Raw genomic sequence first — 13,290 nt, 5'->3', positions numbered from 1 at the left:
AAGGTGAGGGCGAGGGCGAAGGCGAAGGCGAGGGCGAAGGCGAAGGTGAGGGCGAGGGCGAAGGCGAGGGCGAAGGCGAAGGCGAAGGCGAGGGCGAGGGCGAGGGCGAGGGCGAAGGAGAAGGCGAGGGCGAAGGCGAAGGCGAATGCGAAGGCGAAGGCGAAGGCGAAGGTGAAGGTGAAGGTGAAGGGGAGGGTGAAGGCGAAGGCGAGGGACCGCTGCCGCCGGGTTGTTTTGGGCGACCCGTCTGATTTTTCGATTTTTTTAGGATCTTGACGCGGCGCGCGAAGTGTAGTAGTCTGGGGAAGGCTGTGTTGGGTGTAACAAGAGCCGTTGGGGCGGCACGAAGGGTAGTGGTATGTTGGATGTATTGATTCGCAACGGGTTGGTGGTGGACGGAACGGGCAAGCCGGGGATCAAGGCCGATGTCGGCATCGAGAAGGATCGCATCTCGCTGGTCGGGCACGCCAACGGCTTTACGGCGGCGCGCGAAATAGACGCTTCGGGCAAGGTGGTGTGCCCCGGTATCGTGGATCCGCATTCCCACGCCGACCTGACCATTTTCCGTCCGGATCACGCACAACTGCTCGAACCGCTTGTGCGGCAGGGCGTCACGACGTTTATCGGCGGTAATTGCGGCCTCTCGATGGCCCCGCTGGGCGTGAAACACCGCGCCGCCCTGCAACAGTACATCGAGGTGTTCACCAATCTCGATCTCGATCGGGAGTGTCCTTGGCAAAGCATGGGCGAATTTCTCGACACGCTCGAAAAACGGGGGGTGCTTCTCAATACCGGCGTGCTGGCGCCGCACGGCGTGATCCGCATCAACCAACTCGGCCCCGAACGGCGCTACGCCACCGATGCCGAGTGCGACGCGATGGCCGACGAGGTGGAACGCGCCGTGGACGAGGGCGCGCTCGGCCTGTCGGCGGGGCTGCAATATTATCCCGGCAGTCAAAGCGACACGCGCGAAATGGTGCGGTTGGGCCGTGCGCTCAAGCGGCACAATGGCGTCTTTGCCTGCCATCTGCGCAGTTATTCGGCGAACACCGTGGCCAAGGCCATTGACGAAGTCGTCGAAGTCGCCCGGACCAACGGGATCGCCGCGCAGATTTCACACATCTTTGCGCTGCCGGTTTTCGGACCCTTCGGACCGCCGATCCGCGCGGGAATCCGCGCACTGGCCAAACTGTCGGACCGCTGGACGCCCCCGCTCCCGCTCGACGGTCCCCTGCGGCATTGCGTGGACCGCATGCTGCGCGCCATCGAAAGCGGCGCGGACATCGGGATGGATGTCATGCCCACGACGACGGGGTTCACGCACCTGCTGGCGTTTTTCCCGCCGTGGGCCCTCGAGGGGAGCCGCGAAGACGTGATCGCCCGCCTGCGCGATCCGGAAAGCCGCAAGCGCATCCGACGCGCCATCGAGCACGGGAAGGGAAAATGGCCGCATGTCGAAAACGACTCGTGGTCGCTGAATCTGTTCCACCTGATGGGATGGGAATGCTGCCGCATCATGGCCGTCGTCTCGGAAAAGAACAAACGTTACGAGGGCATGCGGCTCGTGGACATCGCCCGCGAGCAGCACAAGCACCCGCTCGACGCCGCCTGCGATCTCCTCCTCGAAGAGGAAGGCCACGTCCTCGTCTTCGAATCGCTGGCGCACCCGGAAGACAAACTGACCGAACGTTCGACCTTTGCGCCCATCAAGCATCCGAAGGTCTCCATTTCGACGGACACCATTCTCATGGGCATGGGAAAACCCTCCATGCTCTTTTACGGCTGCTATCCAAAATTCTTCGGGCGGTACGTCCGCGAAAAACGGATGCTGCCCATCGAAACCGCCGTTCACAAGGTGACCGGCCTCCCTGCTGCCCATTTCAGACTGAAAGGGCGCGGACTCCTTGCCGAGGGCGCGTTTGCGGACGTGCTCGTGTTCGATCCGGAACGCATCGCGACAAACGCCACCTTCGACAAGCCCGATTGCCCCCCTGCGGGAATCGAACACGTCTTCATCAACGGGAAGCATGTGATCGAAGGCGACACCTTCCACGCGGATCTCCGGGCCGGCGCCGTCCTGCGCCGCGCGTGAAATCGGGAGACAACAACGCGACTGTTTTTACGCCGACCGCGGTTTGTGTTTCGGGCCGACGAAGGGTATCATGAGAAGAGGTGCGGCGAAAAATCCGATAAGGGTTGGAAAGGAATAGCACGGACAAGGTGACGGCAAACCACGTTTTGGTAGTGGACGATTTTGTGGAAAACACGCGGATCCTCGAGGCGTTTTTGGGCGCCAAGGGGTATCGCGTGTCCTGTGCGTCCGATGGACAGGAAGCCTTGGACAAGGTTGCGGCGGAACCGCCCGACATCATCCTGCTCGACCTGATGATGCCGGGCATGAACGGATTCGAGGTCTGCCAATACCTGAAGCAGGCGGCCGGCACGCGCCATATCCCCGTCATCATCGTCACGGGGCTGCATGAGCGCGAGGCCAACATCCAGGCGCTCGAAGCCGGCGCGGACGATTTTATCGTAAAGCCGTTCGACGCGCTCCTGCTCGATGCGCGCATCCGGAATTCGCTGCGCACCAAGGCACTTCAGGATCAAATCATCCAATACCAGAAGCGACTGGAAACGCAGAACGAGGAACTGGAACAGCGCGTGCGCGAGCGCACGGCGCAACTGCTTCGGACCCGGCAGGTTACTGTCTTCAGCCTGGCCAAACTGGCGGAATCCCGCGACACCGAAACCGGCGCGCATCTCGAACGGATCCGGTCCTATGCGCGCGCCATCGCGACGGAACTGGCCCGGCGCGGCCTGTATGGCGAAACGCTGACGCCGGCGTTCATCGAAGAGATATACCATTCGAGTCCGCTGCACGACATCGGAAAAGTCGGCATTCCCGACGGTATTCTGCTCAAGCCGGGCGCCTTGACGCCGGACGAATTCGATTTCATGAAAACGCACACCCTGATCGGCGGGGATACCTTGCGCGCGGCGGACATCGAGGCGGGCCGCGAATCGTTTCTGGCGATGGGCCGCGACATCGCCTATTTTCATCATGAACGTTGGGACGGCGCCGGATATCCGCATGGGCGGAAAGGGGCCGATATCCCGCTGGCGGCGCGGATTGTGGCCGTGAGCGACGTGTACGACGCCCTGTCGTCCAAGCGCCCCTACAAAGAGGCGTTTACACACGAAAAATCGAAAGGCATTATCATCGAGGGCCGCGGCACGGCGTTCGATCCGGCCGTCGTGGATGCCTTCTTGGCGTGCGAGGAGGACGTGCTCAGGACACAATGCCGGCTTCAGGACAGCGGCGTGGGCCACGTATACAAGGCCGCCGCCCGGGTGGGGATTCCCCAACGCGGCTCAGCCGCAATGCCTCAATCAAGGACATGATTTCTTTGTCCGCAACTTCTGTGTACCATGCACAGAAGTTGCGGACAAAGAAACTTGAACACCCCCTGAATTTTGTCATCCGGCGGGTGTGTTCCGATACAATTCTTCCTGTGAGATGGTTCCCTATTCGCGGAGACAACGATCATGCAGCATGTATTGCGGATTTTGTGGGCGGCACTATTTGTTTCAGGGACGGCGTTCGGTGGTACGGCCGAACGGCTGAACCTGAATCAGGGCGATGTCGTCTCCGGTGTGTCCGGCATTACGTTCGATGGAAGGCAGTTTACGATTCCGGGACATGATCCCGTGCCGCGTGACGCGGTCAAGTCCATCGAATTTCTCCGGGAAAAAGAATCGGGCGAAACGGATGCGGCGGCCGGCGGCGAGGGATTGTCGGAGGAGGCGCGCGCGGCGCTTCCCGGGGCGAAGCGGATGATCCAGGCGTTTCCCGGCATCGCCGGCGTCATGCTGGTGGACGATGGCCGGTTCGTTTACCGAAAAGACGGCACGCACGTGTACCGGTACCATTTCGCCGGGCTGGTCCTGAAAGAAGAGAAAAAGGAATGGGCGCAGGTCGGGGCGGGCTTCGAGGAAGGCCGCAGCCGCGCGCGCATTCTGTACGGGCGCGCAATAATGCCGGACGGAACCACGACCGTCCTGACGCCGGCCATGATCAAAACCAGCAGCCCGTCCGAGGAAATGATGTTTTTCAATCCGAACCGGAAGGTCCTCACGGGCGTCATTCCCGGCGTCGAAATCGGATGCATCGTCGAGTATTGCTACGAGTACGAGGAGTACAATCCCGAAGATCCGCGACTGTTCAGCCCGGGATTTTTCTTTCAGAGCACTGAACCCATGATCCTGTCGCGGCTTACGGTCGAAATGCCGAAGGACGTGCCGCTGAATTATGCAACGCGCAACTTTCCCGAACCGAAACAGGCCGATCCGGCCATTGAGGAAACGGGCGACACCCGGATTTACACATGGCAACTCGAAAACATGCCGCCCGTCGTCGAAGAGCCGATGATGCCGCCGGAGCCGGACGTCGTGCCCATGGTCGAATGCTCGGTGTTCAAGGATCACCAGGAAGTCTTCGCCCTTTTGCGCAGCCTGCAACAGGCGCGCATGAAATCCACACCGGCCATCGAGGAAAAAGTCCGGGAAATTGTGCGGGATGTGCAAACGGATGAAGAAAAACTCGCGCGCATTTACCATTGGGTCCAGGAAAACACGCGCTACATCTCCATCAAGGGAAGCCTTGGCGCCGGCTTTTCAGGGCATACCGCGCAGGAGACCTTCGAGAACCGGTACGGCGACTGCACGGACAAATCCATTCTGTTCTGCACGATGCTCAAGATCATCGGCATCGAGGCCTACCCCATTATCGTCATGACCAACGACGCGGGCGCGGCGGTCACGGAAATCCCCACGCTCAGCGGCAATCACTGCATCAGCGAAGTGTGCCTCGCCGGGCGCTGCTTCTACCTCGACACGACGGCGCAAACGTACCGTTACCCCTATTTTCGCGCGGACGACCACGGCATCGCGGCCGTCAACGCGATTCGCGGCGACATCCGGACGATTCCCGTGCCGCCGCCGGAAGACAACCGGCGCGTGTCGCGGCTGGACATTGCGTTGTCGGCCAACGGCGACGCGGAGGTCAAGACGCGCAACGACTACAACGGCACGGTCGAGGCAGGCATTCGCTCTTTTTGGAAAAACGCGCGCGAGGACCAGCGCAGACCGATGATGATGGAATACGTCAACGCGATCAGTCCGGGCGCAATCCTGCGCGATTTCACGCTGACGCCGGTTGATGATCTCGGTGTGCCGTTGGCGATGACGATTGACTACGCGCTGCCCGGACACGCGATTCGCGTAAAGGATCTCCTGTATCTGCGCATGCCGACGCTCGAACGGGATTTTCCCGAAGCCGCGCTCGAAAAACGGCGGTATCCAATCCAGTACATGACGACGGAGGAGCGCGTGCTCGAAATCGCTCTTGCGATGCCCGCCGGTTTTCATGTGAGATGGATGCCGCCCCCGCTCGATCTGTCGAGTCCCTATCTCGAATACCACGCGAAATACGAGGAACAGGAAGGCCGGGTACTGCTGAACGAGTCGTTCCGGCGTCTTGATCGCATCGTGCCGCCCGCCGATTACCCCGCCTATCGCGATGCATTGCGAAAAATCGCCGCTTTTGGAAAACAGGAAATTTTCCTGTCCGCAAAGGATTGATCGTATGAAAAAATTTTTTTCAAAAAAATCGTTTGGCGTGATTCGGCTGATCGTTCTGTTCCTTTGCGGCATGCCGTGTCCGGTTCCGGCGGACACCCTGTACCTGCGGGCGGGCGAACAGGCCGAAGGGGTGCTCAAAGCCATGGAACCGGAAACCGTAACCTTCGAGGAACCGGACGGCGTCAAAACCCATAAAAAGGAAGACGTCGCGCGCATTCAACTTCAAAAGGCGCGCCAATACGACGAAATATCCCGCGCCGACATGATTACCGATCCCGATCTTCGGGAGTGTATCGCGTCGCAGCCGTCCGAAAAGGATTATCCGGCCGACGGATCGGTCACGCTTCTGCACCGCCGCCTCCTCGACCTGACGACGCCCGGTCTCGTGCGGGAAACGACGCGCACGATTACCAAGATTCTCCGCCAACGCGGTGAAAACGCCGCCAGCACGACGATCCGGTATTTCGACGATGCCGACAAACCGGAAATTGATTTCGCGCTGACCGTCGCGCCGGACGGGCGCGTGTTGCATTTGAACGATACGGCGATCAAGGACGAATCGGTGCATGTGCGGTTTCCCGACTACCGCCGGCTGTCGCGACTTCGTTTTGCCTGCAAGGAACCGGCGCCGGGAAGCATTCTCGACGTTCAGTACACGGTCGAGCGCAGACGCGACTCCCCGCTTGAACCTTTCTACTCCGAGGAACCGTTCCGCTACGATTCGCCCCTGTTACGCAAGGAAGTCGTGGTGATTGCGCCTGCCGGAACGGACATTCCGCATGGCCTGAGCGCGGCAAGCGCCGGCAAGATTGACTATTCCGAAACCTCCGAAAATGGACGAATCCGCCGCGTCTGGCGCCTCAAACAGCCCGAAACCGGGATCGTGCAAGAACCGCTCATGCCGCCCCGCAACACGTTCATCCCCTTGCTGACATTGGGCGCTCCCGCCACATGGAACGATGCGGCGCAAGCCTATCGCGCCATGCTCGACGCCTTGCCGCCGCTGTCCGATCCGCTGCGCGGCAAAGCCGTCGAATTGGCGAAAGGCGGCGGGGCCGCGGCCATTTACGCGCACATCGCAAAAACGATTCGCACCGCGCCCGTCGGACAGCATGAATTTCGCTTCCAGCCCCATGTGCCGGACGAAACCGCCGCGCGCGGCCTCGCCAACGAACTGGACAAGAACATTTTGTATTGGGCCATGCTGAAAGCGGCTGGGTTCGACTGCGCGTTCGCGCTCGTGCGCAACCGCATGCAGGGACCGCTTGACGAGAATGTGCCTTCGATTCGGGCCTTTCATCGCTCGGCCGTGTATCTGGTGAAAAACGGCCTTTTTTCGACCACGATCAGCGACCGGCTGTCCTTCGGGACGGTTCCCGGCGACATGCAGGATTCGCCGGCCTTGGTATTCCTCGACAAGGGCGCCAAACGCATGACCATTCCCGCGGCAAAACCCGATTCCGAAAGAGACGAGACGCGTTTCGAGGCGCGCCTGCGTGAAGACGGCGAACTGGACCTTGAAATCGTTTACACCGCCACGGGCAACGGACAGGCGGGGCTGCGCGCGTTCAAGGATTTCGACGAGCAGCAGTTGCGCCACCAACTCGAGGCTGCGGCCGCGCGTCTGCATCCCGCGGCCCTTCTCAAGAGTTACAAGACCAGCGATCTGGCGGACCTTGCCGTACCTCCCTCGATTTCACTTTCGTGCCGGATTCCGGGTTTTGCCACAACGGCCGGCGGCGATCTCATGCTGTTCAATTTGCCGGCCGTGGATTACAGCGCGGCGGACGCAGGACGTTCCACGCGCGAATATGGCTTGTTCTGGTTTCACGCGGCCCGCGCGCGCGTGGCCGGTTCCATCGAGTTGCCGAAAGGGTTTGCGGTGTATGGCGGCCCCGGCAACATCCGCCTGAAAACCGGAATCGTCGCATACCGCGCCAAATTCAGCGCAAAGGGAAACACGATCGCCTTTGAAGACACCCACGACATCAGGACGTTGTGTGCGCCCGCGTCCGCCTACGCGGACTACAAGCGGGTGCAGGAAGCGCGCGCCAATCTTGCGCGCCGGCGTGTCATCATCGAGAAACGGCCATGATCCTCACGCTAACCCCCAATCCATGCGTTGACAAGACGGTATTTATCCCCGAATTGAATGTAGGAACCTTCATGCGGTCGCAGCGGTACACCTGCATCCCCGGAGGAAAAGGAACGAACGTGTCGCGGGCGGTCAAGGCGCTGGGCCGTTCGACGGCGGCGATGGTTATCGTGGGGGGCCATCCCGGCGCGCACGTCGTCGAAATGATTCGTGAGCAGGACGGCGTCGAGTGCATGCCGGCGTGGGTTGCATCGCAAACGCGAACCATCACGACTGTGCTGGAGGAAAAGATCCACCGGCAAACGGCCTTTTTCGAGCCGGGTCCGCGCGTTACGGAAGCGGAAGCGGCCTCCATACGGGAATTGTTTGCGAAGGCGGTGGCCAAGTCGCGGGTGGTTACCTTCAACGGCACCGTGCCCGATCCAGCGATTCGCGCATTGTACCGCGAATTGATTCCCATCGCGAAGGCGGCGGGCGCGATTACAATCCTCGATTCGCACGGGCCGGAGTTGGCGTTGGGCCTTGAGGCCATGCCGTATATGGTCAAGCCAAACGCCGCCGAGGCGCAGGAATGGGCCGGATTCGCGCTGGACGACGATGCGGCGCGTTGGCGGGCAATCGAATACTTTCACACGGGGGGTGTTGAGATGGTCGTGTTGTCGCTGGGCCGGGATGGCGCGCTGGTCTCTTGCGGCGGAATGCGTTTGCGCGTGACGCCGCCCACCATTCAGGAAGTCAATCCCGTCGGCAGCGGCGATGCGCTTGTGGCGGGATTCGCCATCGGCCTGCTCGAAGGGATGCCGATCGAAGACATGGCGCGGCTGGCCGTGGCGGCGGGAACGGCGAACGCCATGAGCTGGGATATCGGCCACTTCACGAAGGATGAAGTGGAGTCGCTGCTGCCGCGCGTCTCAGTGTCCAAGGCGTGAGATGACAACACTGACGTGGGCATTGTCCACAACCCCGTTTATCTTCATACTCGTGCTATTCAGCAAATCATCTCTGTCCAAATGGCGGCTTGCAGAAAGCCATTTTGAGTAAATAGACAACGTTTTTTCCGGGAAAGCGTTCTTGGGACACCTTTTCTTCGCGATGAAGAAGAAGTGTTCCCGATCAATCGTATTTTGGGCCGCTCTGACATGCGGATTTGAGTTCGGAATCGCCTGGCCCGAATATCCGTGCCCTGTTTTCCATCTGCGTATATCTGCGTCATCTGTGGATCATGTGATTTTCCGCAGATGACGCAGATAGTCGCAGCTATCGAACCGATGAACGGAATAAAGAGGTAAAACGTGGTTCCTTGCGGTTTTGTGGTTTTTTTACCATTCTTTTGGACAGCAATGTCAGCAAATACATCCGACCGCCATTCTGTCCGTGCTCGTGCGCGTGCTTGTAATCGTAATCGAAACAAGAAGTTACGATATCTTCAATCGCTTGCGCGATCATTCAGGGCTACTCATTTTCCTCCCTCATGGGGGAGATCCGAGGTCTCATGACAACTCGTCATCGTAATCACGTTCACGACATCGTAATCGCACTTAACCCCCCGCTATTTTCGCACTCGTCCAATCATGGAACTTCAATTGGTTGCACAAATTGCCCCAGATTTTCTTGTTATTTTTATCGAAGCCGGATTTTGGGCGCTGAAGAAGGAACCGCCCCGGTCTTCGGCTTATTTTCCCACCAGGCTGGACAGCATCAGAATCGGCATGAACAGCGCCACGACGATACCGCCGACGACGATGCCCATGAACATGATGAGAATCGGTTCGATGAGGCTGGTCATGCTGTCTACCATCGCCTTGACCTCGGAATCGTAGAATTCGGCAATCTTGAGCAGCATGCCCTCGAGCGCGCCGGTCTTTTCGCCGACGCCGATCATGCGTGTGACCATTGGCGGAAACTGTTCGCTGCGCGCGAGCGGTTCGGCCAGCGTTTCGCCGTTGCGGACGCTGTCGCCGGCGTTTTTGACGACGCGCGCGAAGACCTCGTTGCCGGCGGTGCGCTCGGCGATTTCGAGCGCGTGAAGAATTGCCACGCCGCTGCGGGTGAGTGTGCTCAACGTGCGTGTAAACCGGCTGATGGCCACCTTGCGCAGCAGGATTCCGAAAATGGGCAGGCGCAATTTCAGCACGTCGAGATTGTAGCGGCCGGATGGAGTGCGTCCATAGGCGCGGACGGCAAACACGACGGCAATCACCGCCCCCAGAACCGCAAGTCCGACCCAGCTTCCCAGCGTGTCGCTGATCTTAATCAAAATCAACGTCGGCGCCGGCAGCGGAACGGGTTTGTCCGGCGTTCCGAAACTTGCGAAAATGGTGGCGAATTGCGGAACGACCCACACGATCAATCCGATCGCAATCAACAGGATCATGCTGAACGCCACCACGGGATAGGTCATGGCCGACTTGATCCGGCGGCGCAGTTCCTCGCTCGCTTCCATGTAATCCGCCAACTGCAGCAACACGCCGTCCAGATCGCCGCCTGCTTCGCCCGCCCGGACCATGCTGACGTACAGGTCGGGAAATGCGCGTGGGAATTTTCCGATCGCGTTGGAGAACGATTCGCCGTTTTCGACATCTTGCGCGCAGGCAAGGATAACGGCGGAGAAATTCGGATCCTCGGACTGCTCGGCCAGGATATCGAGACCTTGCAGGAGGGGCAGGCCGGAACTGACGATGGTCGCCAACTGCCGCGTAAACACGAGCAGGTCGGTTGACTTGACCTTGCGCCGCGCATTGGCGCTGGCGACTGAGGGCTTGACGGTCTTGCCCGCTTCTGCGGCGTTCTCCACGATGAGTCCCTTGGCGGCCAGCATCTGCGTCAATGCCTGGCGACTTTCAGCCGTCATTGTCCCCTTCTGACGCTTTCCGTCGCGCGTGCGCGCTGTGTATGTAAACGTCGGCATGGCTGAATCCTTCCTCCGCTACACGGTTTGTTGATCCCTTTGCTCGTGCGTCCACGTAATTGGCGTGGATGGCGCGAACCAATAAACCACACACTCGACTGCGACCTTCCTGCCGGACTGCTTCAGGCAAAGTATACATGCAAAGCCACGATTCGGCAACTTGGCCCGGCATGTTGTTTTGCCGGCCTGTAGCCTTTACTATTCCGCCGTGATATCCATGTTTGTGCATGCCAACCGGCTGACAAGGTTTTGGGAGAACGTTTCCTTATGATTTTCGCCGCCATCGGCAACATTGATGGAAATGCCCGCGCCCTGGAATCGGCGCTGGACGACATTGACGCGGCGGGCATTCAGACGATCGTTCACACCGGGGATTGCGTCGGGTTCGGATCCACCCCGAATGAGACCGTCTCGTTGCTGCGCGCCCGCGCGATTCCCGGTGTCCAAGGCGATATGGATCGACGTGTGGCGCGATTCGTGCGCAAGCAGCGCACGCTTCGAACCGAATGCGCGCCGGATGTCTTGGCCGCCCTGCAACGGACCTATGACGCGCTCCACAGCGAGCACGTTGAATACCTTGCGGGACTGCCGCGCGAACGGCGGCTTGTCGTGGATGGTGTCGCCATTTTCATTTGCCACGGCAGTCCCCATGGACAGGATGAGGGGCTCCTTGAAAGCGACGATGTCAGCCGCTTTCGGCGCTTTCGCGAAACGGCCCGGGCGGATATCGTCGTCATGGGTCACACGCCCCATCCGTTTTCGCGCATGTGCGACGGCGTATTGTTTGTGAATCCGGGATTCCTGGCGGGCGAACTCCCGTGCTATGCCGTCGTGAACACGGAAACGGAACCGTGGTCGGTCGCGTTTCATCGTCCGGGCGATCGACATTCCCCCTGATCATGCGAAACAGGCTGCCTGTTTTGTCGTTTTCGGAGCGTTCCGCGGCTATTTTTTAGGGTTGGGGAATACCCCAGGCATACAGGGTCACGTCGCCGGTCGAGGCTTCCTCGATGCGGACCATGTGCTCGTTGACCCACGCGCGGTCCGCTTCCTGTTCGGGAAAGAAACCGAAACGATACCATTCGGCGATGAAATAGCCTTTCGGATGCCGCGCGACGAATGCCTTGAGATCGTCCAGCGTCTTGAGTCCTTCCGTTCCGATTTCCCATCGCTCGGACGGCAGACGGGCGCTGGGAAACCACTCGTCCACCCGCCCGATGTAGTAGAGCGCCGAAACGTAGGTGTCGGCAACGACCACCGTGTCCGGCGTCAGCCGTTCGCGGACGTACAGGCACGGTGTGCGAAATTGGGGATGCCGCGTGGCAAGCGTCGTGTCGGCGCCGCGCGCCGCCTCAAGACTGTCGCCGGCGAGCAGCATGCCCGACCACGCCACGCGCGCGATAAACAGGAATGCCGCGGCCGCGGCGATTTTGCGGCCCGGCGATCCGCATCGCGCGCGGAAAATCCATGGCGCGGCAACGGCGATCGCGTAACTGAATGCCGCCGTGTAGAAGGGAAAGGCGAAAAACAGGAACCGGTGGCGGCGGTAGGCAAGCGCCAGACTCAAGACGAGCAAGGGCCCCCAGAACGCCAGCGCCATGTACACGCCGCGCCGGCCTTCGCGGGCGATCATCAGGAGGGTTCCGGCGGCGGCCAGTAGAAAGAATCCGCTTCCGAGGTTGTCCCAAAGCCATCCGACATAATACATTGGACGGCCCTGCGCGGGATCGTACACATGCGCGTTGGACGATGCCGCGCTGAACACGACGCTGGCGTCGTGGGCGGGCAATGTCAGACGGTAGAAGACAAGCGTACCGGCGGCGAGCAGTCCCGTCGCGACAGCCAACACCGTCCAGCGGGATCGCAAGCGGCGTTCGCCCGCCGCCATCACCGCGCTGAACAACCCCGACACGCACAAAAACAGAAGGGAATGCAGCGAAACCATCAGGCCGGCGAGATAGGCGCCCAAAGCCGCCGCAGCGATGGGAACCGATGACGCCGCGCTTTGTTGAGGTTGATTTTCCGTCCCTTGGATTCCTTTCCAGAAGGCCCACACAAACAGCAAGTAACAAGTCTGCTGCATGGTGTAGAAACGCGCTTCGCGGGCCCACGCCACCGTCCACGGAGAAAACGCCATGGCGAAGGCGGCCAGAAGGGCGGGGCCGCTTCCAAGCAGCAGGCGCGTCACAAGGAATGTGAGCAGGACGTTGCCGGCGTTGAACAATACGGAGGGCGCCCGCACGGCCGCCTCCCCGTCGCCGAATAGCCTGATGAAGGCGGCCATCACGGCGTTGAAAGCCGGTGCGACCGGATGCGGCTTACCGCTCGGCAGGACCGCCTCGCCCGTTTCCGCGATGCGTTTCGCGACGAGGACCTGTACGGCCTCGTCGTGCCACAGGCTAGTCGCGCCAAGGTTGGCCCCGCCCAACACGAGGGCCGCGCAGACGGCGGTTATCGCCAGCGCCCATTCCCAACGCGCAATCGGCACACGTTCCATGCGGGCGATTCTACCGGGTAACCGTCGAACGAACAAGCGGGATAAATCCCCCGCGCGCAAGAAACGCGGCAGGATGCCGCGTCTACGGTGGCGGCATAAGCGTCTTCTTGCAGTTTTTTCTTTACACCGCCATCTAAGCCGGTCATTGAT

At 60.5% G+C, this 13,290-nt stretch carries 9 protein-coding genes; 7 read left to right on the top strand and 2 right to left on the bottom strand.

Annotation, left to right across the window (positions count from 1 at the left end; translation table 11 throughout):
* From P5540_11055 to P5540_11030, 6 genes are all read left to right on the top strand, one after another.
* Positions 1 to 251 (top strand): hypothetical protein (locus P5540_11055; GenBank protein HRT65351.1); only part of this gene is annotated, 251 nt, incomplete at its 5' end.
* Between the two features lie 107 nt (positions 252 to 358).
* Positions 359 to 2,092, top strand: coding sequence for an amidohydrolase family protein (locus P5540_11050; GenBank protein ID HRT65350.1), 1,734 nt, complete (start codon positions 359 to 361; stop codon positions 2,090 to 2,092).
* Positions 2,093 to 2,220: 128 nt separating this feature from the next.
* Positions 2,221 to 3,402 (top strand): response regulator, encoded by a 1,182-nt coding sequence (locus P5540_11045; GenBank protein ID HRT65349.1) that lies wholly within the window; start codon positions 2,221 to 2,223, stop codon positions 3,400 to 3,402.
* A gap of 144 nt (positions 3,403 to 3,546) precedes the next feature.
* Positions 3,547 to 5,640 (top strand): DUF3857 domain-containing protein, encoded by a 2,094-nt coding sequence (locus P5540_11040; GenBank protein HRT65348.1) that lies wholly within the window; start codon positions 3,547 to 3,549, stop codon positions 5,638 to 5,640.
* A gap of 4 nt (positions 5,641 to 5,644) precedes the next feature.
* Positions 5,645 to 7,735 carry a DUF3857 domain-containing protein gene (locus P5540_11035; GenBank protein HRT65347.1) on the top strand — a complete coding sequence of 697 codons (2,091 nt, stop codon included), beginning with the start codon at positions 5,645 to 5,647 and terminating at the stop codon, positions 7,733 to 7,735.
* Complete coding sequence (locus P5540_11030; protein HRT65346.1) at positions 7,732 to 8,664, top strand: 1-phosphofructokinase family hexose kinase; 933 nt, start codon at positions 7,732 to 7,734, stop codon at positions 8,662 to 8,664. The genes P5540_11035 and P5540_11030 overlap by 4 nt, the downstream gene beginning before the upstream one ends.
* A 743-nt stretch (positions 8,665 to 9,407) precedes the next feature.
* Here P5540_11030 and P5540_11025 read toward each other — a convergent pair.
* A complete protein-coding gene (locus tag P5540_11025; GenBank protein ID HRT65345.1) occupies positions 9,408 to 10,586 on the bottom strand; it encodes a type II secretion system F family protein in 1,179 nt (392 codons plus the stop codon).
* 324 nt (positions 10,587 to 10,910) lie between these two features.
* On the opposite strand from P5540_11025, the gene P5540_11020 reads away from it, so the two are divergent.
* Positions 10,911 to 11,540, top strand: a complete 630-nt coding sequence (locus P5540_11020) for a metallophosphoesterase family protein (GenBank protein ID HRT65344.1) — start codon at positions 10,911 to 10,913, stop codon at positions 11,538 to 11,540.
* Between the two features lie 55 nt (positions 11,541 to 11,595).
* Here the strand turns inward: P5540_11020 and P5540_11015 are convergent, their stop codons facing one another.
* Positions 11,596 to 13,140, bottom strand: coding sequence for a glycosyltransferase family 39 protein (locus P5540_11015; GenBank protein HRT65343.1), 1,545 nt, complete (start codon positions 13,138 to 13,140; stop codon positions 11,596 to 11,598).
* Between the last annotated feature and the right edge of the window lie 150 nt (positions 13,141 to 13,290).

This window comes from Candidatus Hydrogenedentota bacterium (assembly GCA_035450225.1).
Taxonomy (GTDB): domain Bacteria; phylum Hydrogenedentota; class Hydrogenedentia; order Hydrogenedentales; family SLHB01; genus DSVR01.
This window is presented reverse-complemented; position numbering and strand designations above follow the sequence as displayed.